Origin of the sequence: Streptomyces tubbatahanensis, assembly GCF_022699385.1 — a bacterium.
Classification (GTDB): domain Bacteria; phylum Actinomycetota; class Actinomycetes; order Streptomycetales; family Streptomycetaceae; genus Streptomyces; species Streptomyces diacarni.
Window position 1 is genome coordinate 999,083 of the sequence record NZ_CP093846.1, and the last position, 23,537, is coordinate 1,022,619.

Here is a 23,537-nt window from a genome sequence, read left to right on the forward strand (position 1 = left end):
GACGTCGGCGGGGTGGGCGTGGGCAGCTGGTGGGTCAGGAGTGGAAGGGGAGCCCGGCGTCGGGGGCCAGGTCCAGGCCGTCCTCGTCGCGCGGCGGCAGCAGGCTCGCCGTGCCGTCGGAGACGGGGACGACGCCCAGCTCCAGCAGCTCCGCCATGGCCGCGTTGCCCGCCATGTCGCGGACCTGGAGCTGGTAGCGGGCTGTGGTGCGGTAGGTGCCGCCGGCGTCGTCGCCCGTCCGCTGGAGAAAGCCGGAGTCGGCGAGGAAGGAGGCGGCCTTGGCGACGATGCCCGTGGTCGACCCCGCGAGCCTGCGCGCGTCCTTGGTGGCGCCGGTCGCGCTGCGGCGTGCGTAGACCCGCCAGGCGGCCTCCAGGCTCGGCGCGTCGGTGGCCGGGTCGGTGTTCTCGCCCTCGGCCTCGGCCCGCTCCTCCAGCTTGCGGCACGCCTGGCGCACGAAGGAGTCGACGCCGTTGACGGTGATCCGGCCGATGTAGCCGTCGTCCGCCAGGTCTTCGGGCCGGGGAAAGGCCATGGCGGCGCAGGCGAGATGGGCGAGGCCGTGCAGGAAGCGGTCCGCGGAGTCGGCCGTGGCCCGGCGCGCGTAGTCGCCCATGCGGACGGCGAAGACGGAGTCCTCGGCGGCCGCGAGGGCCATGCCCGCGCGAGTGGAGACCTCCAGGACCACCAGTCCGAGTCCCGTCGCCACGGCGTCGGCCAGGCGTGCGAAGGCGGGTTCGTCGCGGTAGCGGCGCAGCAGCTCGGTGTAGTCCGCGTCCCTGGCGGGGACCAGCTTGGGGTGCAGCCCGTAGGAGACGAGCCGCGCCGCGTCCGCCGCGTCCGCGGGGGTCACCTGCGGTGCGGCGGCGCTGCGGCCCGCTCCCTCCTCGGGGTCGGGCTCCGGGGTGAAGTCAGTCATGATCCGTACTCGTTCGTCTCGTGCGGAAGCGTGGGGCCTCGCCGCTTACCGGCGCGGTGGGCAGGGGTCACACCGCCTCCGTCCGGTCGGCCGCCATCCCGGCGGCATCCAGCAGCGCCGTCCCCACGATCAGGTCGGCGCCGCCGAACTGCTCGTCCTCCAACTGCGTACCGTCGTCGACGGCGAACACCAGCCGCTGCTCGCCCTGCCGGTAGGCGGTGCCCACCGGCGGGCTCGCCGCGTGCACGGCCAGCAGGGCGATGAGATACGGCAGATCGGGGTCGCGCCGGCGGGCGTCGGCCAGCAGCCCCGACAGCCGGCGGGGAGCGTCGGGGGGCAGCTCCAGCAACTCCATGGCGGCCTCCAGCTGCTGCTCGCTGAAGCGGCTGTCGTCCGGTGTGGCCACCAGGTCGGGCTCGGGCATCTCGGCCCCGAGGTGCTCGCGGGGGGCGGGCGGGGTGAGGAGCAGGTCGGTCAGATCGCCCAGGCGTACGGCGCCCGGTGTCCGCAGCCCGACGCCCCGCGCGAAGAAGGCGTCGGTCACCCGGGTGGCGTCTTGAAGTGGCAGTGGCAGAAGCGGAGCGAGGAGCTGCCCGTGGAGGTCGAGTCCCGCGCGGGCCGCGGGTGGCGCGAAGGCCTGCCTGTCCTGTTCGGCGCGGAAGAGCGGGCCCGCCTCCAGCAGCCGCGACTGGAGCTGGGTGTGGCGGCGGATGCAGTCCTTGACGATGTCGACCAGTTCGGCCGCGCGGCGCTTGTGGTCGGGCCCGCGTTCGGAGTCGGCCTCGTCGCGTGCCTTGCGGATGTTGGTGAGGATGGCGTTCTCGTGGCGGTAGCGGTCGGCGACGTGGTCCAGCGCCTCGGTGATCATGTCGGGTACGGCGTTGAGCCAGTCGACGGCGCGCACGTCGCGGCGGGTGGCCTCCAGGGTGCGGCGCAGCGTCTCGGCGTACTGCACGGTGCGGTAGCGGGCCTGTTCGGCGGCGAGCTGCGCGTCGGCGAGGCGCCCGCGGTTGATGAGCACCTCAAGCTTGACCTCGGCGGCGATCTGGGCGCTGGTGACGTCCGTGTCCAGGGCGCCCACCAGGACGTTGACGGCCTCGTCCGTGGTGCGCAGGTAGACGCTGCCGCCGGGCCCCGGAACCTCCTCGATGAGTTTGAAGTCGTAGTCCCGCCGTACGTAGACGCCGTCGGTGCCGAAGGTGCCGTAGACGGCGCGGAAGCCGCGGTCCACGCTGCCGACGTTGATCAGGTTCTCCAGCACCCAGCGGGCGACGCGCTCGTGCTCGGCCGTCGGGCGGCCGGGGGCCTGGGCGGCGACGCGGGGCAGCAGCCTGGCGAGGATCTGTTCGTGGTCGGCACCGGTGTCGAAGTCCATCTGGAGGGTGACCTGATCGATGGCCGCCAGCGCCAGCTCGGCCATCTCGTAGGCGCCGTACTCGCCCGCGAGGTTGGCCTTGCGGGTGTCGAGGTCGTGCAGCGGCGCCGTGCAGGCGAGCGCGCGCAGGCGGCGGGCCAGGCCCTCGTCGGCCGCGGGGCCCGGGGCCGGGGTGGGCGCGGACGCACCTGTCCCCACCGGGCTGCTCGTCGTGGTGGCGCTCTCAGTCACGACGGACACATTAAGCCGTCGCACTGACAAGACCCGAAACGGCACGGTTGTCACGGTCCGGGCGGTTGGTGCGGTCCGGGTTGGTTGGTGCGGTGGCGCAGCGCGGGCGTGAGCCGGCCCGTCAGCCTAGCTGGCGGGCGTATCCGTCGGCGAGCTGGCGCCTGGAGTCGTCGAGGTAGACGGCGAGCAGCCGCTCGGCTCCGGGGGCGTCGCCGTCGCGAAGCGCGTCCAGGATCTCGCGGTTGCGCGGCAGGTAGGGCTCGTGGAAGCGGCGCGGGTTCTCCATGACGTGGAAGACGAGCCGCAGTTCCGCCAGTACGCCGCGCATCATGTCGTCGGCGCGTGGACTTCCGGCCAGCTCGACGATCCCCTGGTGGAAGTGCATGTTGGCCGTCCCCAGGTCCCGCCAGCGCTCCTCGGACCGCGCGCTCAGCCCCGCCGTCACCGCGGCGTCCATCGTGTGCAGGGCGTAGGGCGGGGCGGCCAACTGCCGCAGCGCGGCGCACTCGACCAGGCGGCGCACCCGGTAGAGGTCCTCCAGGTCCTCGACGGTCAGCTTGCGGACGAACATGCCGCGGTTGAGCTCGTGGGCGAGCAGCCGCTCGTGGGTGAGCAGCCGGAACGCCTCGCGCAGCGTGTTGCGGGAGACGCCCAGCGCGCGGCCGATCTCCTCCTCCGCCAGCCGCATGCCGGGACGGAACCCGCCCTCGATGATCCGGCCGCGCAGGATGCCCGCGACGCGTTCGGCGGTGCTGGTGCGCCCCAACAGTCTGCGGTCGTCGCTGAGTTCCTCCAGCACGTTGTCGGTCATGGCCGAAGTCAACCGCAGTTCCGAGAACGAGACAACGTGAGGATTGCGGAATCGTTCAACAATCCTCTACTTTGAGGCTCGGCGAGGTGAGACCTGCGTCACTCCCCGCCCCAACTCGGCTGTACGGCCGCCCCCTTGGCGTGCGTCCGTCCGGACGCCGGTCCGCTGTCTGCGAGGTGCCCATGAGCACGACTGACAAGGCTCGCGCCGCGAGCGACGACAACGGTCACGACGACGAAGAGAGCCCGGCCTTCGCCTGGCTCCGCTCCCTGGGCCCCCGCGGGCGGCGCGCCTTCGCGGGCGCCTTCGGCGGATACGGCCTGGACGCGTACGACTTCTACGCACTGCCGCTGAGCATGGTCGCCATCGCGGCGTACTTCCATCTCAGCGGCGGTCAGACCGGGCTCCTGGTCACCGTGACGATGGTCGCCTCGGGAGTGGGCGGCGCCCTGGCCGGCGTCCTGGCCGACCGGGTGGGGCGGGTAAGGGCGCTGCTGGCGACCGTCGTCACCTACGCGCTGTTCACCGTCGCGTGCGGAGCCGCACCCGACTACGAGACGCTGCTCGTCTTCCGGGCGCTCCAGGGCGTCGGCTTCGGCGGCGAATGGGCGGTCGGCGCCGTCCTGGTGGCCGAGTACACCTCGGCCCGCCACCGGGGCCGCACGCTGGCCGCCGTACAGAGCGCCTGGGCGGTCGGCTGGGGGCTCGCCGTGCTCGTGTACACGGCGGTCTTCGGCCTCCTGGAGCCCCAGACGGCCTGGCGTGTGATGTTCTTCACCGGAGCACTGCCCGCACTGCTGGTGCTGTACGTGCGGAGGAACGTCAGCGACGCGCCCGCGGCCGAGCAGCGGCACACCCGGCGCTCGCCCGCCGCGACCTTCGCCGCCGTCTTCCGGCACGGACTGCTGCGCACCACGGTGTTCGCCTCCCTCATGGCCACCGGCGTCCAGGGCGGGTACTACACGCTCGCCACCTGGGTGCCCGCCTACCTGGCCGAGGACCGCGGTCTCGCCGTCGTCACCACAGGCGGCTTCCTCGCCGCGCAGATTCTGGGCGCGTTCCTCGGCTACCTCGCCGGCGGCTACCTGACCGACCTGCTGGGCCGCAAGAAGACGATCGCCGTCTTCGCCGCCGCCTCCGCCGCCTGCGTCCTCGGCTACACCCGCGTACCCGAGGGCGCGGACGCGCTGCTGCTCGTGCTCGGCTTCCCGCTCGGATTCTGCATGTCCGCCATCTTCAGCGGATTCGGCTCCTTCCTCGCCGAGCTGTACCCCACTTCCGTACGCGGCACGGGACAGGGCTTCGCCTACAACGTCGGCCGCGGCTTCGGTGCCGCCTTCCCCGCGCTGGTGGGCACGCTGGCCGACAGCTGGGGCGTCGGCGGCGCGCTGGTGTTCGGCGCCGCCGCGTACGCCCTCGCGGCCCTGGCGCTGCTCGGCCTGCCCGAGACACGCGGCCGCGAACTGGCGCACGTCACCGTGCACTGAAGCGAGCTGACCCGAGCCGCGCCGATATGAGCTGACCCGAGCCGAGCGGGCGTGGGCCGGGCCGGGCCCGCCCACGAGCCGCCACGGCACGACACACCGCAGACAGGGGGGAACGGGATGTCCACCACCGCACCGCACACCGGCACACCGGGCCGCACAGGACCCGCCGAGGCCCGGGCGCTGTACCGGGCCGGGCTCGACACGCACACGGCCGGCTGGGCACCGGGACACGTGCGGGCACATCTGGCGGCCGTCCCCCTCGCGTGGGCTTCGGACCTGTCGTCCTACTGCGCGCGGAACCGCCACGCGCTGCCCGTACTGGACATCGGTGAGCCGGGTGGCTGGAGCACCCCACTGGCGCGCGGCGCCGACCTGCGTACCGACCTGCCGCGCTACCGCGTCTGGGAGGACGGCGAACTCCTCGCCGAACCCCGCGAGGTCACCGACCGCTGGCACGACGACCTCGTGCCCTTCCTGCTCGGCCGTCCCGTCGCCCTCGACGCCGAACTGGCCGCGGCGGGCGTCCCCCTGCGGCACCTGGAACAGGGACAGACGGTGCCCCTGTACGTGACCAACCGCTCGTGCCGCCCGGCGGGAAGGCTGTGCGGTCCGCTGGTGGTGGCGATGCGGCCCGTCCCCGCTCACCTGGTGCCCGCGGCGCGCGCCGCGGGTGCCACCACGCCACACGGCCAGGGCGGTCCAGTGCACGTCGGGGACCCGGGGGCACTCGGCATCCGGGCGCTCTCCCGGCCGGATTCCGGTGGTCGGGTACGACCCGAAGGGGGCGACATCCCGGTCTTCTGGACGAGCGGGGTCACCCTTCAGGCAGCCCTGAGGGCAACGCGCCCACCGTTCGCGCTGACGGAGGCCCCGGGCCGTCTGCTCCTCACGGACCTCGGCCCGGGGGAAGCCACGCGTACCGGTCCGGAGGGAGCGCGGGGTGCCGGGGCTTAGGGGGTCAGGGGGTGGGGGCTAGGGGGTTACGCAGGTGGGGTGAGGCGGCCGCGGATCGTGGTCTGGACGTCGGCCTCCTCCGCGGGGTCCGCGGCCAGCCGGCGCAGTCGCTCCACTACGCGGGCGTCGCCCGTGGCGGCGCACTCGGCCGCGACCTGGCGAGTGGTCTCCTCGCAGTCCCACAGGCACTCGATGGCGAACCCGGCGGGGAAGGAGGGATCGGTGGCCGCGAGGGACCGGGCGGTACGACCGCGCAGCTGAGAGGAGGCGGTCTCCCGGTAGATGTGCCGCAGCACGGGGGCGGCGCAGGCGATGGACAGGCGGCCCGCGCCGTCCACCAGCGGCCACAGCGCGGGGCTGTCGGGGCCCTCGAGGCGGATGATGCGGCGGAGCGCGGCGAGCACGGCGTCCGTGTCCTGGCCCCCGCCCCGGCAGGCGAGCATCTCGGCGGCGACGGTGGCGAGGCCCGGCGCCAACGTGTCCTCGGGAGCGGCCGCCCAGCGCCTGGCGCGTTCGAGAGCCGCCAGGGACCGCATGCGAGCGAAGGAGGAGAGGGCGCAGCGGGCGAGCGCCTCGCTGGGATCGCCCGCTGCCTCCTCGATGAGGTCGAGCACGCCCGGGTCGTTGCGGTCGGCCAGGTGGCGCAGGGCGGCGGCGCGTGCGGCCTCGCGGTGGCCCCGGGCGGCCTCCAGCAACAGCGGCCGGTCGTCCGGTCCCGCGACGGCGGACAGACAGCGCGCCGCGGGGGCCTCCCGGTGCTGGGGCGGGTGTTGTTCGTAACCGTCCTGGGCCCAGTCGAGGATCTCCCGCACGTTCCAGCCGGGACGCGGCCCGTCCGTGCGCATCTGGCGCTGCCAGCGGTCGAAGGAACGGCACTCCTGGGCCCGTCGCAGCCGGTCGGCCTGCTCGGGGTGCGCGGCGTCCTCGGCCCACAGGCGCCAGGGGCGGGGTTCGAAGGCGTCGCGGGCGGCGGCCGCCAGCTCCGCGTCCCCTTCGGGCGTCTGGGGGAACCTGGCCAGGATGGCGGGCCCGAGGGGGCGCAGCCCCGCGTCGTCGTCGCGGACGGCGAGTTCGTCCAGCGCCCACTGCCAGTTGCTGCCGGCGGTGGCATAGCGGCGCAGCAGCCGCAGCGGGGCGTTCTCCTGCCAGGCCGTGCCCTGCGCGGCGGCGTAGGAGGCCAGGTGACCCAGGACGGAGAGGGCGAGGCCGGTGCGGACCTCGGCCTCGTCCGGGGCGCACTGGAGGTCGGCGGGGTCGAAGAGGTGTGCGGCGATGTCGTCGAGCCCGGCGTCCAGCTCCCTGTGCAGACGGGCGTAGTACAGGGAGCGGTGTTCGATCTGCCAGTCGCGCCTGGGGTCGTGCAGGATGCACTGGCGCAGTGCGCCGAGCGCTTCGGCGCGCGGCGCGGCCAGGGCGTGCAGCGTCCCGTCGCCACGGCCTCTCTGCAGGAGGCCGAGCAGCGTGCCGCTGGGCGCTATGTCTGAATCGACGGAATCGACGAACATAAGAGTCAGCATCCGGTGCGGGGTATTCGACTGGCAACGGGATTTCCGTTGCCGGGCATTCTTGCCGGTGACCGCGGTTCTACTCCTGGGTTTCAGCTTTCGGAAAGAGTCGCGGGACCGGCCGGAGCCTACCCGGAAGTAAGCATTCCGCCGAGCCCGAGGTCAAGAGGGGGCGGACGGGGCGTGCGGCTCCCGGCACGCGCACCGGCCGGTCGCCCCGCGTCCACCGGCCACTCCTCTCGGTCCGCCCGCCCGGGGTTCGGCGCGGCGCCCTGTCTTCCGGCCGATGTGTGCGCCGTCGCTCCCCGGTCGGCACGAGCCTGTCGTTCCCGCTCGGCACGTGCCCGTCGTTCCCGCTCGGCACGTGCCCGTGCTCCGATCGGCAGGCGCCCGTCGCGCGGCTGACATATGACAGCAGCACCACCGGATCGAGTGTGGCCGAATCCCTTACGGGCAGTCGTCGGCTGTGCGACAGTCGTAACCGACTCTCCCCCGTATCGGAGCCCTCCATGTCCTCCTTTGCGCATGCGGACCACTCCGCCGCCCAGCCTCCGGACCGCGGCACCCTGGACGCTCTGATCACCCAGGCCCGCACCCTGCGCGGCGGTCTCGACGCGGTGCGACGCGGCGCGGGAGGGAGCGGGCCCGAGGCGGGTCCACACGCGGCGAGCGCCGCGGAGCAGGGCATCGGCGAGGCAGCCCTCCGCGCCAGGTGGCAGCGCGCACTGTGCGAGCTCGCCGTGCATCAGCTCGACGATGTCGGCGGCCAGCTGGACCAGTTACGCGAAGGGCTGCCTCCCACCGCCCCCGATGCCGGTGCGCCGGGTCACGGCGCACCGGCCGGCGGACCGGTAAGCGGACACCTGCCGCCGCACGATCTGCCACCGCACGGCCTCCCGTCGGACGATCCGCGGGGCGTGAGCGAGGGCGCCGCCTACGGCACCCTCGCCACGCCCCGCAGGAACGCGGCCTCCGAGCTGGTCGGCCGGGTCGGCAGCGCCGACTGGAACCTGCTGACCGACGACATCTCCTGGTCGCCCGAGCTCTACCGGATCTTCGGCAGGACCGAGGAGGACGGCCCGCTCTCCCTGGACGAACTCCCCTCGTGGGTCGTACCGGAGGAACAGCCGGGTCTCGCCACCGCGTTCACCGACTGTCTGGTCGACGGGAGGGCCATCGACCACGAGTTCCACCTGGTGCGCCCGGACGGCTCCGTGCGCACGGTGCACCTGGTGGGCGAACCGGTGCTCGACGAGGAGGGGGCGACCGCCTCGATGTGGGCGGTGGTGCGGGACGTCAGCGCGCTGCGGCGCAGTGAGCGCGCGGTGCGCGAGACGCGCGACTCGCTCCAGCGTGAGACGCACCTCGCGCAGACCGAGCGCCGCCTGGCCGTCGAGCTCCAGCGCGCCGTGCTGCCTCCCTGGCGGGGCTCACTGCGCTTTCCGCAGGGTGACACGCGGACCGGCGGTGCGCTCGACCTGGCGGCGCACTACCTGCCCTCCGCGACCAGCACGCTGATCGGCGGGGACTGGTACGACGCGCTGGGCCTGCCGGACGGCGCCACGCTGCTGACGGTCGGAGATCTGACGGGGCACGGGGTGGCCGCCACCTCGGGCGTCGCGATGCTGCTGGGCGCCGTGCGGGGCATGGGGGTCGCGGGGGTGGGGCCCGGGCCGCTGATGGGCCACCTGAACCAGTTGCTCGACTCCGCCGCCCAGCCCTCGCTGGGCAGCGCCCTGTGCTGCCACTACACGCCGCACACCCGCTCGCTCACGTGGTCGCAGTCGGGTCATCCGCCGCCGCTGCTCATCCGGGGCGGGGTCGGACAGGTGCTGCCACGCCCTGAGGGCGTGCTGCTGGGTGTCACCTCGGGGGCCCGCTACGGGCAGCGCACCGCACAGCTGTCGCCCGGTGACCTGCTGGTGCTGCACACCGACGGCCTCGCGCCCCGGGGCGGGCGGCCCGGGGCGGCCGGCCGAGAGGACGCTCCGCACCCGGGCGAGCAGCACGCGGGCGAACAGCGCGCGGGCGCGGCGCACGTGGGCACTCCGCACGCGGGCGCGGCGCGGCTGCTGGCCATGGCCGGCCGGTTGGCCTCCGCCTCGTCCGCCCAGGAGTGTGTCCGGATGATCGCCGAGGAGTTCGACGACCGCACACGTGAGGACGACGCCTGCGTGCTGGTCGCCCGCGTGACACCCTGACGGTTCCGCTGTCCGGGCACGCCGCTCAGCGAAACCGCCCGCACCCGCTGAGCGGGCCGGGCGGTTCACTTTGGCGCCGATCGGTTCACACGGACCTGGCCCCCCGGGAGCCACGGGGGCCCGGGATGCCCCTGACGTCACCCGGCGCCCGCTTCAGCTCGTCGGCGTCCTTGAGGCCTCTGCCGCCCCGGGACGGCTTGGGCGCGCGGGGCATCACGTCCCGCATCTCCTCGCGCAGTTGCTCGACGGCCGCGTAGCCCGCGTACTCTCCGGTGAGGCGGTACATCTCACGGAGCCGGTCCCAGGTGCGGTGCGAGGAGTTCTCGCTGATGGAGAGCAGGGCGAGGCGCGCGTAGCGGTCGGCCTGTTCGGGGTCGTCGGAGATGAAGCAGGCCGAGGCCATCGAGATGTAGTCGAAGATCTGGGAGCGCTGGCGCCCCTCCTCACGCAGCACCAGGGCGCGCTTGGCGTGGCGTTCGGCGGTCTTGGCCGCGACGGGCTCGTGGTCGGCGAGGGTGCGGAAGGCGAGCGCCTCCATGCCGTGCAGATCGGCCTCGTCGAACATCTGCATCCAGCTGGGCGGCGGCACGTCTCCCGCGTCGGAGGCGAACAGTTCCTCGGCCCGGCCCAGGGTGCGGCGCATCTCCTGGCCGCGGCCCATCGACGCCTGCGCCCACGCCTCGATCGTGTGGAACATGGCGCGCGTACGGGGCAGTGCCCCGTCCCCGGATCCCGACTGGGCGAGTTTCACCAGGTCGAGGGCGTCGTCGGGCCGCCCCAGGTGCACCATCTGGCGAGCGGCGCGTGAGAGCGCCTCTCCCGCGCGGGGGCGGTCTCCGCCCTCACGGGCCGCGTGCGCGGCGATGACGAAGTACTTCTGCGCGGTGGGCTCCAGGCCCACGTCGTGCGACATCCATCCGGCGAGGACCGCGAGGTTGGCCGCGACGCCCCACAGGCGCCGCCGCAGCGGCTCCGGCTGGTGGTAGGCGAGCATGCCGCCCACCTCGTTGAGCTGTCCCACCACCGCTTTGCGCTGGAGGCCGCCGCCGCGGGCGGCGTCCCAGGCGCGGAAGACCTCGACGGAGCGTTCCAGTGCCTCGACCTCCTGGAGCCCCACCGGGGTCGCCTCGTAGCGGTCGTAGGCGGCTGGAGCGGCCACCGCCGGTCCGCCGTGGCCCGCACCGCCCTGGGCCGAACCGCCCGTCGGTGCCGCCGTGAGCCAGTCGTGCATGGCACTGCTGAGTGCCGATCCTGCGGCGAGCGCGGCGCCCGCACCCACCAAGCCGCGTCGGTTGAGCATGAGGTCCATTCCCGTGAATTCGGTGAGGACCGCGGCAACCTGCCCGGACGGCAGGGGCACCCCCTCGGCGGGTTCGCTCGAAGCCGTCTGCCCCGGCCGGCTGAATCCGAGGTCCTCTGTGGTCACGACACGGCCGAGTCGCTCGGTGAACAGGGACGCCAGCACTTTCGGCACCGGATCGCGCGGGGTCTCCCCCGTGTCGATCCAACGCCGCACCCGTGAGGTGTCGGTCGCCAGTTGCGGATACCCCATGACCCCCGCGTGCCGGTTGACCAGCCGGGCGAGTTCGCCCTTCGACCAGCCGGCGAGGGCGAAGAGGTCCGCGAGGCGCGCGTTGGGTCCCTTGGTCACGTCAAGCCCCCAGGTTCTCGGCTGAGTTGACAGTAACTTCAGTACGACTCGGTGCGGCGGCCCCGAGCGCATTCGCCAGGGTTCGCCAGGGTCCGCCAGATGGTGTGCCACCCGCGGCCGGGTGTCGTGTAGGAACGCGCCACCCCGGTCACGCCGTCAGGGCCGGCATTCCCCAGGGTGCACTGCCCGCGACGGGCAGCCGGGGAGGCGCGGCAACCCGTCGGCACACGAAGGGATCTCGCGCGCCATGTATTCAGCGTATTCAGCACCATCCCCCGTGTCCGTGCAGCGTCGGCCCCACGTGGTCCCGCAGCAACCTTACGGAAGGCGAGCGGCCGTGCTGGCCCCCGAGCCGTCGCGCGAACCTCCGCGCACGCCGGGCCCACCGCGCACTCCGGGTCCGCCCGGTCCGCACGCCGGCGCGCGCCCCGCGCGACGCACGCCCGCCGCCACCGCGTCCCAACCCGTCAGCGGGAGGCTGGACTTGTCCGGCCCGCACGGCGCGCAGCTGCGAGCCGCCATCGCCTCGATCCACCGCGTCTGTCCGGACTTCGCCCCCGTCCAGATGCTCCGCAGGCGCGGACGTTCGGTGCTTCTGGCGGGCACGGCGGGCCGCAACACGGTCATCGCGAAATGCCTGCTGGACCACTCCCCCGCGTGGGTCGAGCGGTTCCAGCACGAGATAGCGGTCTACCGGGCCTTCGTGCGACACCGCCCGCCGATCCGCACGCCCCGGCTGATCGCCGCCGATCCGGACACCTGCACGCTGGTCATCGAACGGGTGCCGGGACGGGTGGCCGCCGCGCAGCGGCACCCCCTCCAGGCGCCCCCGGCCGCGGACCTGCGAGCCGTGCTCGGCTCCTTCCACCGCGTCAATCACTGGGATCCGCCGGGAGCGCTCTTCGAGCGTCCGATCGACTATCCGGCGAAGCTGGAGCGCTACCACGAGCAGGGCCTGCTGACCGACCGCGACCTGGGCGACCTGCACAAGCTGCTGCACGGCCTGGTGCAGCCGGGGGGCCCCGGCGGCAGGCGCAGCGTGCCGTGGCAGTTCTGCCACGGCGATGCTCTGCTGACCAACGTGATGCTGGGCCCGACGGGCCCCGCGCTGGTCGACTGGGAGCACGCCGGGTGGTATCTGCCGGGGTACGACCTGGCGACCCTGTGGACGGCGCTGGGCGACGCCCCGCTGGCGCGTCGCCACCTCAGCCAGCTCGCCCAGAAGGCGGGCCCGGCGGCGCGTGACGCCTTCCTGGTGAACCTGATGATGATCCTCACCCGGGAGATCCGCACCTGCGAGACGGCGGTGCAGCGCACCATGCGGGACACCTCACCGCAGGGTGCGGCGGAGGCCGCCGCGGCGGTCCGGGCGGGCGTGATGCCCACCGGCGAGGCGCAGCGGCTGCTGCTGCGGAGGCTGCACGAGGACTGCGGCACGGCGCGCCGCGCCGTCCGGGCCGCTGTCGGCACCCGCTGAGGCGGCGGTCGGCCGGAGCGCTGCGAAGAGCCGTTCGCAGCGCTGCGACGAGTCGGCCGTAACGCTCCGGTCAGGCGGCGGAATCGCTCGGGAGAGAAGGGCCGGACTCAGGGGACCCCCGGGGGCGTCACCGGTCTGACCGGTGACGCCTCGCCCACCCGATGACATGCGCCGTCCCGTTGCGCGCGGAATGATTGACGGATCGTCGGCAAGTCGGTACGTCTGAGGACTGCTCGCGCCCGTGATCGCACGGCGCACTCTCCGAGGAGGCGGCATTGCCACGACCCTTCCGTGATTCCGAGAGCACACCCGACGGCAGACGCCCCGGCAGGCGGGACGCCGGTGCCCGGCGCGGGCGCACTGTCCGCTCCGTCGCCGTGCCCGTGGTGGCGGCGGCGCTCGTCGTCCCCCTGCTGACGGCCGGCACCCGGGCGGCGGACCGGCCCGCGGACAGCCTCCAGGCGCAGTTCGCGGCGGCCGCCGACCAGTACGACGTGCCGGAGAACCTGCTGCTGGGCGTCTCGTACCTGCAGTCGCGCTGGGACGCCCACCGGGGCGCGCCGAGCGTGTCCGGCGGCTTCGGCCCGATGCACCTGACGGACGCGCGCGCGGCGCTGGCCGCCTCCGGGCCGCGCGACCACGCGGGCGCGCAGGACGCCCGTGGCGACGCGGCGCGCCCGCCCCGGAGCGCGGACGAGGACTCCGATGCGAAGGCGAAGCGGGCCCAGAAGGCACCGAAGCGGCTCCCCGCCCGGCTGCGGACGCTGGAGCGGGCCGCCGAGCTGACGGGGCTCTCCCACGACGCGCTGCGCTCCTCGACCGCGGCCAACGTACGGGGCGGCGCGGCGCTGCTGGCGGACGCGCAGCACCGGCTGGGCCACCCGCTCAGCGCGGACCCGGCGGACTGGTACGAGGCGGTGGCCGCCTTCCCCGGCGGCGGCGAGGGCGACCCGAGCGCGACGGCGTTCGCCGACGACGTGTTCGACGTGGTGCGCCAGGGTGAGCGGCGTACCACGGACACCGGGGAGACGGTCACGCTCGACGCCAGCCCGAAGCTGCGTGCTCCGGCCGCGGCCGACCGCTCCCGCACGCCGCACGGCAAGGCGGAGTGCCCGCGGAACGTGGACTGCGAGTGGTATCCGGCGCCGTACGAGAAGTTCACCAACAGCTCGGGCGAGGAGGACTACGGGAACCACGACAGGACGCGGCGGCCCCGGTCCCAGAAGATCGACTACATCGTCATCCACGACACCGAGGAGGTGTACGAGAGGACGCTGGATCTGGTGACCGACCCGACGTACGTGTCGTGGCAGTACACCCTCCGTTCCTCGGACGGGCACATCGCGCAGCACGTGCGCAACAAGGACGCCGCCTGGCACGCGGGGAACTGGTACGTCAACTCCAAGTCCATCGGTCTGGAGCACGAGGGTTTCCTCACGGAACCGGACGCCTGGTTCACCGAGTCCATGTACCGCAGTTCGGCCCGGCTGGTGAAGTACCTCGCCAAGAAGTACGACATTCCGCTGGACCGGCAGCACGTCCTCGGCCACGACAACGTGCCCGCCACGACGACCTCCGGCATCAAGGGCATGCACACCGACCCGGGCCCGTACTGGGACTGGGAGCACTACTTCGCGCTGCTGGGCAAGCCGTTCACGCCCAAGGGCGGCCCGAAGTCCGGCGTGGTGACCATCCGGCCCTCCTACGACGGCAACCGGCCGGTCTTCACCGGCTGCGCGTCCGAGGGCGAGCCGTGCCCGGCACACGGTTCCTCCGCCGTCCGGCTGCACCAGGCGCCTGACGCGTCCTCGCCGCTGGTCAACGACGTCGGGCTGCGGCCGGACGGCTCTCCCGCGACGACGGGGGTGAACGACACGGGGGCGCGGGCCACCGCCGGGCAGCAGTACGCGGTCGCGGACCGCAAGGGAGAGTGGACGGCGATCTGGTACCTCGGCCGGAAGGCCTGGTTCCGCAATCCGTCCGACGGGCCAGTGGCCGTGCCCGCCCGTGGCACCCTCGTCGAACCGCGGGAAGGGCGCGACGAGATCCCCGTCTACGGGCGCGCCTATCCGGAAGCGGAGGCCTATCCCGAGGACGTGCCGGTACAGGCCCTCTCTCCGCTGCCCTACAAGGTGGCGGCAGGACAGCGCTACGTCACCGGGCTGCGGACGCCCGGCGAGTACCTGTACGCGGTGGAGTACGACCCCGAGGCGGAACACTTCCAGGTGGTGCGCGGGAAGCAGAAGTACTACCAGATCCAGCTCGGCCACCGGGTGGCGTTCGTGAAGGCGGAGGACGTGCGGCTGGTGCGCTGAGGCAACGCGCCGGGCCCGGCGCGGCCCGCCGCCCGGGGCCGCCGGCCTCGCCGGCCCGTTTCGCCCGCCCGCCCGCGCGGGCGGGCGATCCGGGTCGGCAGCGCCTCTCGCCCCACCTGCGGCCTGCCCCCTGCGGGCCGGCTGCCCGGAGGCCGGGCGCTACTGCTGGAACATCTCCGCGGGCAGCGGCTTGAGAAGGGCGTACAGGTCGCCTGTGATGGGACGGTCCCAGCTGGCGATGGTGACCAGCACACCGTCGCTGCGGTCGAACTGGACGCAGGAGATCCGGTCCTCCGACAGCTTGACGCGGCGCACGATGAGCAGGTTGTCCTCGTGCATCACCGGGTCGTCCTCGGAGCCGACGACCTCGACGTGCTCGTCGTTCTCCAGCGCGGACAGCAGCTGCGCCACCTCGAACGGAACGTCCCCCTCGTCGATCTCCCGCGCAGGCGAGCCCTCGGGCAGGTTGCCGATGACCATGGCGGGTCCCCGGCCGCCGAACAGGTCGTAGCGCAGGAAGACGCCCTGGCAGGTGCCGTCCGGCGCGGGCAGCAGGCCCGCGCCGAGATTCCCCGGCCAGTCGGACGGGTCCATGGCCAGGACATCGAAGTCCGGCCCTGCGGGCACGGAGGCGCTGCGGCGGCGGAGGAACGACATGCCGCAATAGTACGTGGCCGGTACCGCGTTTCCGCTGCCCCCTTCTCCCGTCCCGCCCCGTCTCCGAGCCCTGGACAGGGATCCCGGACAGGGCCTCGGACGGGGACCGCCGGAGAGGTCACCGGTCGGCGGACCGCCGCTCGGCGAGCGCCAGCAGGCGGGTGGCGCGGCTGCGCACAGGAGCGTCGCAGTCGGGCTCGGCGAGAGCGGCGCGCAGGTGGTGGACCGCGCCGGCGGGGGCACCGGAGCGGAGGGCGGCCGAGGCCAGTTCGTACAGCAGCAGGGGACGGTCCTGGCGGGCGGGCGGCTCGCTGAGCGCGCGGCCCAGGCAGCGGTGCGCGGCCTCGGGTGCGCCCGCCCTCGCGTACGCGCGTGCGGCACGGCGCAGCTCCGCCACCACGGTGGGGTCGGCGTCGGGGTGGACCTCCAGCAGATGGTGTGCGCTCGCCAGGTGGCCCGGGCGGGTCAGGGCGAGCGTGGCGGCCGTCTGACCGTGCAGGGCCGTGCGGAGGCCGGAGGGTATGGCGCGGTAGACCTCCCCCGCGAACGAGGGGTGGGTGAAGCACACCGCCTCCTCGTCGGCCGGCGGGGTGCCGTCCGGTGTGCGCGGGGGCATGTCGAGCACCTGTGCGCGGCGCAGTGTGTCGGCCGCACGGCGGGCGGCCCGCGCGCCGAGCCCTGCGACGCGGGTGGCGAGGGGAAGGGTGGCGGCGGCGCCGAGGACGGCGACGGCCCAGCACAGCCGTACGCAGTCGGGCCCGAAACCCTGCAGGTGGTCGTGGAAGCCGGGCCCGCACACCGTCGGGGCGAGTTCGGCCAGCCGCGGCAGGCTGTCTCGGTGCGGCTTGAGGCCGGCCTCCCCGGCCCGGTCCAGCAGCCGTGTGACCGCGAGCGGGTTGCCGGCCGTCAGCGTGCGGCACTCCTGCGCGAAGGAGGTGTCCCCGCCGAAGAGGGGCTCCTCGGAAGCGCCCTCGAAAGCGGCCCGCACGAGGGCGTCCACGGCGTGTGCGCTCAACGCGTCCAGCGCGTGGTGTTGTGGGGCGCCGCCGGCAGCGTTCGGCAGTTCCGCGAGCTCGGGGCGCGCTTCTCGGGGGTCGTAGGCGAGCACGCACAGCAGGGGCAGCGTCGGCGCACGCGGTAGGAAGCGGGTGAGCCAGGCCAACGACGCGGGGTCGGCCCAGTGGACGTCGTCGACGAGGACGACGAGTGGGGCGGCGCGCGCGGCCAGGTGAGCGGCGAGGCGGGCCAGGAGCTGGTCGATCGCCCGGTACACGGCGTGCGGGGGAGGGCCGACGGCGCACGCCGGCGCGCTCAGCCCGACCGCCGCAGCGGCGAGGTGGGAGCGGTCGTCCGGCGCGTGCGCGTCGAGCAGGGGCAGCACCGGCTCCCACAGGGCCCGGAGGACGTGGAAGCCGCTCTCCTGCTCCTGCTCGCTGCCGCGCGCGTAGACGACGGTGCAACCGCGTGCCGAGGCGCGCGCGGCGGTCTCGTACAACAGCGCGGTCTTGCCGAGCCCGGTGGCTCCGGTCAGGGCGAGCACCCGGGCCCGGTCGTCGTCACAGGCGCTCGGGGAGGACGCGCACAAGCGGGTCAGCTGCGCTTCGATGGCGGCGAGTTCGGCTTCCCGCTCCCACAGCGCCACGATCGTGTCCTCGCCGTCCTCGCTCCTCGGGCTGACCCGCCGAGCCTACGCCAGCGGGAGGAGGCGGTGGCGTGTGTTCTCTGCAAGCAGTCAGGCAGCCGGGTCCGGACCGCGTCAGGAGGTGGGCGGGTCGGCTGCCACCAGCCACATCGAGAAGAACTGGGACCCGCCTCCGTAGGCGTGCCCGAGCGCTCTGCGCGCCCCCTCGACCTGGTGGGCGCCGGCCAGCCCGCGGACCTGGAGCGCCGCCTCGGCGAAGCGGAGCATGCCCGAGGCGCCGATGGGGTTGGTGGACAGCACGCCACCTGACGGGTTGACGGGCAGGTCCCCGTCCAGCTCGGTCGCCCCCGACTCGGTCATCGTCCAGCCCTGTCCCTCCTTGGCGAAGCCGAGGTTCTCCAGCCACATCGGTTCGTACCAGGAGAAGGGCACGTACATCTCGACGGCGTCGATCTCGCGGCGCGGTTCGGTGATGCCGGCCTGCCGGTAGACGTCGGCGGCACAGTCGCTGCCGGCGCGCGGCGAGACGGCGTCCTTGCCCGCGAACAGGGTGGGTTCGCTGCGCATCGCGCCGCCGTGCATCCAGGCGGGCGGGCGCGGGGCGCGGGCGGCGCCCGCGCGGTCGGTCAGCACCATGGCGCACGCCCCGTCGGAGGAGGGACAGGTTTCCGAGTAGCGGACGGGGTCCCACAGCATCGGTGAGGAGCGCACCTTCTCCAGGGTGATGTCCTCCTCGTGCAGGTGCGCGTAGGGGTTCTTCAGCGCGTTGCGGCGGTCCTTGTAGGCCACCAGCGCGCCGATGTGGCCGGGCGCCGAGGTGCGGTGCATGTACGCGCGTACGTGCGGGGCGAAGAAGCCTCCCGCTCCCGCCAGCAGGGGCTGCTGGAAGGGGACGGGGAGGGAGAGGCCCCACATGGCGTTCGATTCGGACTGCTTCTCGAACGCGAGGGTCAGCACGGTGCCGTGGACCCGGGCCGCGACCAGGTTGGCGGCGACCAGCGCGGTACTGCCGCCGACGGAACCCGCCGTGTGCACCCGCAGCATGGGCTTGCCCACGGCGCCGAGCGCGTCGGCCAGGTAGAGCTCGGGCATCATGACGCCCTCGAAGAAGTCGGGCGCCTTCCCGATCACGACGGCGTCCACGTCGCCCCAGGTCAGCTCGGCGTCCTCCAGCGCGCGCCGCGCCGCCTCCCGTACCAGCCCCGCGATCGACACGTCGCGGCGTGCCGCGACGTGCTTGGTCTGGCCGACGCCGACGACGGCGACGGGCTCCTTGCCCCGCCCGCGACCGCTGAGAACCTCGGAGTTGCTCATGCGCCTTCTCCTCCTTGGCCGTCTTTGACGAAGCCGTCTTCGGCGAAGCCGTCCTCTGCGGAGCCGTCTTCTGCGGGGCCTCCCGCGCGGGGGCCGCCTTCGGCGGGGGCGTCGGACTCCAGGACCGCGACGAGGTTCTGCTGGAGGCAGGGCCCCGAGGTGGCGTGCGCGACGGCGCGCCGGGCTTCGCCGCGGGCGATCCGCGCGGCGGCCTCGCCGATCCGGATGAGCCCCGCCGCCATCACCGGGTTGGCCGTCAGCGGGCCGCCCGAGGGGTTGACCGCGGTCTCCTCGCCGAGCCGCAGCGCGTCGCGGAGCACCACTTCCTGCGCGGTGAACGGCGCGTGGAGTTCGGCGACGTCGACGGGCGGGGCCCCGGGGTCGAACAGGCCGGCGTGTTCGGCGGCAAGCCGGGTCGAGGGCGAGCGGGTGAGGTCGCGTGCGCCCGGGCTGTGCGCCTCGATGCGGTGGTCCATGCCGCGGATCCAGGCCGGATGTGCGGTCAGCCGGCGCGCGGTGCGCCCTGTGGCGAGCACGACGGCGGCCGCGCCGTCGCTGACGGGCGGCAGGTCGTGCCGGCGCAGCGGTTGGGCGACGTAGCCGTCCGACAGCAGCGCGTCGGCGTCCGGGGAGGTGCCGCGCACCTGGGCGTGGGGGTTGTCGGCCGCGGCGGCGCGGCTGCGTGCCGCGATACCGGCCAGCTCGCGCTCGCTGGTCGCTTCCGCGTCGAGCAGCGCGCGGGCCTGGAGCGCGGCCAGGGACACGGAGTCGGGCCACAGCGGCGCCAGGTAATAGGGGTCGAGCTGGCGGGTGAGGACCTCGGGCAGGTCGCCGGCCGAGGACTTGCCGTAGGAGTAGACGAGGGCCGTCTCCGCCTCGCCGGTGAGGAGCTTCACCCAGGCCTCGTACAGCGCCCAGGCACCGTCCGTCTCGACGTGGGACTCGGCGATGGGCGGCCAGGCGCCCACCCCGTCGAGTGCCATCGTGAAGGAGAAGGGGCGGCCCGCCAGGTAGTCGGAGGAGCCGGAGCAGGTGAAGTCGATCTGGCCGGTGGACAGTCCTGTCTGGTCGAGTACGTCGCGCAGGACCGGGAGCAGCATCTCGACCTCGGACAGGCCCTCGGTCGCGCGCGCGTGGCGCGACTGTGCGAAGGCGACGACGGCGACCTGGCCGGGTTCAGGTTCCGTGCTGGTCACAGCAGCTCCTTGTAGGTCTCGTAGGCGGCGTCGGGTTCGCCCGTGGGCCGGTAGTGGTCCGGGTGGCGGCCGCCCTCGGTCCACACGGGTTCGACGCGCAGCCCCATGCGCACCTGGTCGTAGGGGATGCCGGCGATGCGGCCGTGCAGCGCCAGTCCGGCACCGTCGAGGGCGATGTGCCCGTAGACGTAGGGCACCTCGATGTCCAGGCCCCTGGCCTTGATGTTGACGACGCAGAAGGTGGTGACCGTGCCCGCCGGGCCGACCTCGACCTGTTCGCCGGTGGCCACCCCGCAGGTGGGGCAGGCGCCGCGCGGCGGCACGTAGACCTTGCGGCACTCGGGGCAGCGTTCGCCCTTCGTGCGGTGTTCCGCGAGGGCGTTGAGGTAGCGGGTCTGGGCCCGTCCTGGCGAGTAGGTGTAGTCGAGGCGGGCGGCGGCGACGATGCCGGTGACGGGCTCGGCGAACGTCCCGGGGTGAGAGGCGGGCCGGTCTCGGAGCGGGGTGTCGTGGGGCGCGGCTTCGAAGCAGGCGATGTCCGTGATGGCGCCGGTGCGCTCCTTGGCCCACCGGATGCGCACCCGCATCCCGGTGGTGACCGAGTCGGGTCCCTCGGGTGCGTCGAGGGCGTGCAGAAGGGCCGTGTCCGCGCCGTCGAGGCGGACCAGTACCCAGGCGAACGGGTGCGCCAGCGGCTGTCCCCTGCGGGGGGTGCCGTTCCATGCCCAGGTGGTGACGGTTCCCGTCTGGCCGACCTCCACCAGGTCGCGGACCTCCTCGGCGGTGACGGGGTCGTACTCGGTGGGCGGCACGACCACGCGGCCGTCCGTCGCTGTGACGCCCAGGACGGTCCGCTCCCGCAGGCCGGTGAGGAAGGCGCTGAGGACGGGGCCGAGCGAGCGGGTGAAGGGGAACTCGACGACCATGGGGGCGGTCAGCACGTCGTCCATGAGGGTCCTTTCCGGTGTGCCGGGTGGGGAGGAGCCGTCATGCCCGCTTGAAGCGTGGCTGCCTCTTCTGGGCGAAGGCGCGTGCGCCCTCCTTCGCGTCGGCGGTGTCGAAGAGGGGCCAGCCGCGCTCCAACTCGGCGGCGAGCCCCTCTTCCTCCGTCATGGCGGACGTCTCGTGGACGGAGGCCTTCACGGCCTCGACGGCCAGCGGGGCGCAGGCGTTGACGCGTTCGGCGGTCTCCAGGGCGGCGTCCAGCGCGGTCCCGTCGGGGACGACTCGTCCGATCAGGCCGACGTGTTGGGCTTCGGCGGCACTGTAGGGGCGGCCCGTCAGGAGCATCTCCAGGGCGTGGGTGCGCGGGATCTGCCGGGGGAGCCGCACGGTGGAGCCGCCGAGGGGGAACAGCCCGCGCCGTACTTCGTAGAGGCCGAAGACGGCGCTCTCGCCGGCCACGCGGATGTCGGTGCCCTGGAGCATTTCCGTGCCGCCTGCCACGCAGTGGCCCTCGACCGCCGCGATCACGGGTTTGCGCGGCCTGTGGTGCCGGAGCATGGCTTTCCAGTGCAGGTCGGGTTCTTCGCGCAGGCGTGCGCGGTGTCGCTGGCCTTCCATCCCGCCCCCGGCCAGCGCTTTGAGGTCCATGCCGGCGCAGAAGGTACCGCCCGCGCCGGTGAGGACGACGGAGCGTACGGCGTCGTCGGCGTCGGCTTCGAGCCACCCGTCGTAGAGCCCGACGAGCATGGCCAGGGAGAGGGCGTTCTTGGCTTCGGGGCGGTTGAGGGTGAGCACCAGGGTGGCCCCCACCCGCTCCACGGTCAGATGTTCGGTGCCGCCCATCGTGGGGCCTCCTGTCTCCAGGGCCGAGGCGCGGCCTCGCGGACCTGGAACAGGTTGCAGTAGCGGAGCGCGGACTTCAAGAGTTTTCTGACAGGCCGTCATATTTCTTGTGCCGGGCCCCTTCCCGTCTTCGCGCCCCGGTGCTCTGATGAGCGCCGGAGGCACGGTGCCGCGAGCAGCACCGGACGCCACGCGCGGGGGAACGCACCAACGCCGTACGCCGATCCGAGCACGTACGCCGGGGCCCTGGCATGGAGGAGCGCGCCGTGGAGTACAACCTTGCCGATCTGTTCGAGTCGATCGCCGACACCGTTCCCGACCGCGAGGCGCTGGTCCACCTGGACCACCCCGGCACGGGCGAGGAGCGCAGACTGACGTACGCCGAGCTGGACCGTTCGGCCAACCGCCTGGCGCACCACCTCGCCGGCAGCGGCGTCCACGCGGGCGACCACGTCGGACTGCACCTGTACAACGGCGTCGCATACGTGCAGACCCTGCTGGCCTGCCTCAAGATCCGTGCCGTTCCCGTCAACGTGAACTACCGCTACGTCGAGGACGAACTGGCCTACCTCTACCGGGACGCCGACCTGGTCGCGCTCGTCTTCGACGGCGAGTTCACCGCCCGGGTGGCGGGCGCCCTGGCGCACACCCGGACACTCCGCCACCTCGTGCGCGTCGGGGCGGCACCGCAGGGAGCGCCCGAACCGTCCGTGGCCCCCGTCGCGTACGCGCAGGCTCTGGCGGCCGGTTCACCCGAGCGGGACTTCGCGCCACGCTCGGCCGACGACCTGTTCCTCATCTACACCGGCGGCACCACCGGCATGCCCAAGGGCGTGATGTGGCGGGCCGAGGACCTCTTCTTCTCCGGGCTGGGCGGCGGGGCGCCCACCGGGGAGCCCGTCAGGCGTCCTGAGGAACTGGCCGAGCGGGCGGCGGCGGGCGGCGAGGGTCTGGTCTTCTTCCCCACTCCCCCGCTGATGCACGGGACCTCCACGCTCACCCTCCTCATCGCCTTCGACTACGCGCAGAAGGTGGTGCTGCACCGCAAGTTCGTCCCCGAGGAGGTGCTGCGCACCGTCGAGCGCGAGAAGGTGACGGCGGTCTCGCTGGTCGGCGACGCGATGCTGCGCCCCCTGGTGGACGCGCTCGCCGGGCCGCTGCGGGGCACCGACTGCTCCTCTCTCCTGGCGGTCTCCAGCTCCGGCGCGATCCTCTCCGAGGCGGTACGGGACCAGTTCGCGCAACTCGTGCCGCACGCCCTGCTCCTGAACAACTTCGGCTCCTCGGAGTCCGGCTTCAACGGCACGGCGACGGCGGACTCCGGCCCCGCCAGGGGCTTCCGCATCGCCGTCAACGAGGGCACCGCGGTGGTGGATCCGGCCACCCACGAGCCGGTGCCACCCGGCGGTACGGGCCGTATCGCCCTGCGCGGCCACGTCCCGCTCGGCTACTACAACGACCCCGCCAAGAGCGCCGAGACCTTCTTCGAGGCGGGCGGCGCCCGCTGGGTGCTGCTGGGCGACGTGGCCACCGTCGACGAGGAGGGTGTGGTCACCGTCCTGGGACGCGGCTCGCAGTGCATCAACACCGGCGGTGAGAAGGTCTTCCCCGAGGAGGTCGAGGAGGCGCTCAAGTCGCACCCCGACGTCTACGACGCCCTCGTGACGGGCGTCCCCGACCAGCGCTGGGGCAACCGCGTGGCGGCCGTCGTCCAACCGCGGGCCGGCGCCGCGGCGCTGACCGGCGACGCGGTGCGCGCGCACGCGCGCGGGCGGCTGGCGGGGTACAAGGTGCCGCGCACGGTCGTCTTCTGCGACCTCGTCCAGCGCTCCCCCAGCGGCAAGGCCGACTACCGCTGGGCCAGGCGCACGGTTGAGGAGGCGGCCTCCTGGACAGCGACGCGCTGACCGCCCCGAACCGGAGGCGGACGGCAACATCCCGGCAGGTGGAACGCGCGGGTGAGGCCGTGCGGTCGGCCTGCATACCGTGCGACACGTGCATGCCGGCCGGCCGC

General features: G+C 73.6%; 17 protein-coding genes. 6 read left to right on the plus strand and 11 right to left on the minus strand.

The window, feature by feature from the left end; genetic code table 11:
• Positions 1-34 precede the first annotated feature (34 nt).
• The 3 genes from MMF93_RS04275 to MMF93_RS04285 form a co-directional block, all read right to left on the minus strand.
• Entirely contained in the window at positions 35-919 is an 885-nt protein-coding gene (locus MMF93_RS04275; protein WP_242749668.1) for a hypothetical protein, read from the minus strand.
• 67 nt (positions 920-986) lie between these two features.
• On the minus strand, positions 987-2,525 hold the full coding sequence (locus MMF93_RS04280; protein ID WP_242749669.1) for a hypothetical protein: 1,539 nt from the start codon (positions 2,523-2,525) through the stop codon (positions 987-989).
• A gap of 121 nt (positions 2,526-2,646) precedes the next feature.
• Positions 2,647-3,336 (minus strand): GntR family transcriptional regulator, encoded by a 690-nt coding sequence (locus MMF93_RS04285; protein ID WP_242749671.1) that lies wholly within the window; start codon positions 3,334-3,336, stop codon positions 2,647-2,649.
• Positions 3,337-3,518: 182 nt separating this feature from the next.
• On the opposite strand from MMF93_RS04285, the gene MMF93_RS04290 reads away from it, so the two are divergent.
• Together MMF93_RS04290 and MMF93_RS04295 are read left to right on the plus strand one after the other, a co-directional pair.
• Positions 3,519-4,823 (plus strand): MFS transporter, encoded by a 1,305-nt coding sequence (locus MMF93_RS04290; protein WP_242749673.1) that lies wholly within the window; start codon positions 3,519-3,521, stop codon positions 4,821-4,823.
• 117 nt (positions 4,824-4,940) lie between these two features.
• Positions 4,941-5,777: a D-glutamate cyclase family protein gene (locus MMF93_RS04295; RefSeq protein ID WP_242749675.1), complete on the plus strand. Its 837-nt coding sequence runs from the start codon at positions 4,941-4,943 to the stop codon at positions 5,775-5,777.
• Positions 5,778-5,803: 26 nt separating this feature from the next.
• Here the strand turns inward: MMF93_RS04295 and MMF93_RS04300 are convergent, their stop codons facing one another.
• Positions 5,804-7,282: a HEAT repeat domain-containing protein gene (locus tag MMF93_RS04300; RefSeq protein ID WP_242749677.1), complete on the minus strand. Its 1,479-nt coding sequence runs from the start codon at positions 7,280-7,282 to the stop codon at positions 5,804-5,806.
• A 509-nt stretch (positions 7,283-7,791) separates the two neighbouring features.
• Between MMF93_RS04300 and MMF93_RS04305 the strand changes: the two genes are divergently transcribed.
• Complete coding sequence (locus MMF93_RS04305) at positions 7,792-9,483, plus strand: PP2C family protein-serine/threonine phosphatase (protein WP_242749679.1); 1,692 nt, start codon at positions 7,792-7,794, stop codon at positions 9,481-9,483.
• Between the two features lie 85 nt (positions 9,484-9,568).
• Here MMF93_RS04305 and MMF93_RS04310 read toward each other — a convergent pair whose 3' ends face one another.
• Positions 9,569-11,134: a DNA-binding protein NsdB gene (locus tag MMF93_RS04310; RefSeq protein WP_242749681.1), complete on the minus strand. Its 1,566-nt coding sequence runs from the start codon at positions 11,132-11,134 to the stop codon at positions 9,569-9,571.
• Positions 11,135-11,618: 484 nt separating this feature from the next.
• Here MMF93_RS04310 and MMF93_RS04315 point away from each other — a divergent pair, with 484 nt between their 5' ends.
• Complete coding sequence (locus MMF93_RS04315) at positions 11,619-12,611, plus strand: aminoglycoside phosphotransferase family protein (protein WP_423835350.1); 993 nt, start codon at positions 11,619-11,621, stop codon at positions 12,609-12,611.
• 275 nt (positions 12,612-12,886) lie between these two features.
• The gene (locus MMF93_RS04320; RefSeq protein WP_242749685.1) at positions 12,887-14,926 is read left to right on the plus strand and encodes an N-acetylmuramoyl-L-alanine amidase; all 2,040 of its coding nucleotides are present in this window, start codon (positions 12,887-12,889) and stop codon (positions 14,924-14,926) included.
• A gap of 159 nt (positions 14,927-15,085) precedes the next feature.
• On the opposite strand, the gene MMF93_RS04325 is transcribed toward MMF93_RS04320, so the two are convergent.
• From MMF93_RS04325 to MMF93_RS04350, 6 genes are all read right to left on the minus strand, one after another.
• Positions 15,086-15,583 (minus strand): hypothetical protein, encoded by a 498-nt coding sequence (locus tag MMF93_RS04325; RefSeq protein WP_114024758.1) that lies wholly within the window; start codon positions 15,581-15,583, stop codon positions 15,086-15,088.
• Between the two features lie 118 nt (positions 15,584-15,701).
• Positions 15,702-17,225, minus strand: a complete 1,524-nt coding sequence (locus MMF93_RS04330; protein ID WP_242749687.1) for an AAA family ATPase — start codon at positions 17,223-17,225, stop codon at positions 15,702-15,704.
• A gap of 114 nt (positions 17,226-17,339) precedes the next feature.
• On the minus strand, positions 17,340-18,539 hold the full coding sequence (locus MMF93_RS04335; RefSeq protein WP_242749689.1) for a thiolase domain-containing protein: 1,200 nt from the start codon (positions 18,537-18,539) through the stop codon (positions 17,340-17,342).
• The gene (locus MMF93_RS04340) at positions 18,536-19,735 is read right to left on the minus strand and encodes a thiolase domain-containing protein (RefSeq protein WP_242749691.1); all 1,200 of its coding nucleotides are present in this window, start codon (positions 19,733-19,735) and stop codon (positions 18,536-18,538) included. Before MMF93_RS04340 ends, MMF93_RS04335 begins: the two co-directional genes overlap by 4 nt.
• Positions 19,732-20,685 (minus strand): Zn-ribbon domain-containing OB-fold protein, encoded by a 954-nt coding sequence (locus tag MMF93_RS04345; RefSeq protein ID WP_242749693.1) that lies wholly within the window; start codon positions 20,683-20,685, stop codon positions 19,732-19,734. The genes MMF93_RS04340 and MMF93_RS04345 overlap by 4 nt, the downstream gene beginning before the upstream one ends.
• 37 nt (positions 20,686-20,722) lie before the next feature.
• Positions 20,723-21,523 (minus strand): crotonase/enoyl-CoA hydratase family protein, encoded by an 801-nt coding sequence (locus MMF93_RS04350; RefSeq protein WP_242749695.1) that lies wholly within the window; start codon positions 21,521-21,523, stop codon positions 20,723-20,725.
• A gap of 266 nt (positions 21,524-21,789) precedes the next feature.
• Between MMF93_RS04350 and MMF93_RS04355 the strand changes: the two genes are divergently transcribed.
• A complete protein-coding gene (locus MMF93_RS04355; protein ID WP_242749697.1) occupies positions 21,790-23,430 on the plus strand; it encodes an acyl-CoA synthetase in 1,641 nt (546 codons plus the stop codon).
• The last annotated feature ends 107 nt before the right edge of the window (positions 23,431-23,537 follow it).